General features: G+C 57.6%; 1 protein-coding gene. It reads right to left on the bottom strand.

What is annotated here, in order from left to right:
- Positions 1-356, bottom strand: a 356-nt coding sequence (locus ACYP03_RS24835; RefSeq protein ID WP_459782502.1) for an NAD(P)/FAD-dependent oxidoreductase, incomplete at both ends; no start/stop codon positions are given.

Raw genomic sequence — 356 nt, 5'->3', positions numbered from 1 at the left:
AGTACGAGGAGATCTGCAAAATGGCCGGGCCGGACAGGCCGCGGTGCGTGAACAGTATGTTCTCTTTGAAACTGGTGCCGTCGGCGGCTGTCACCACAGCCGGAACCGCGATCCCGGACAGATCAGCAAAGGCGTCTTTATCTTCGACATGCAGGGTAAAAGGCACCAGACCGGCTGTGGTCGGCACCATCTTGAGGCCGAACTGCTCGGCGACCTGATAGCCAAACGGGGTGGCGCCAAGCTTGGGCATCGACAGACCACCGGTGGCGATCACCAGAGATTCACAGGATACGGTGTCTGCGTTGATTTTCAGGCTAAAGCCGCTATCGGTTTTGCTGATGTCCAGAACATCACTG

It is taken from the genome of Photobacterium sp. R1 (assembly GCF_054600795.1).
Note: the sequence above shows the minus strand (reverse complement) of the source record. Positions and strands in the feature narration are given on the sequence as shown.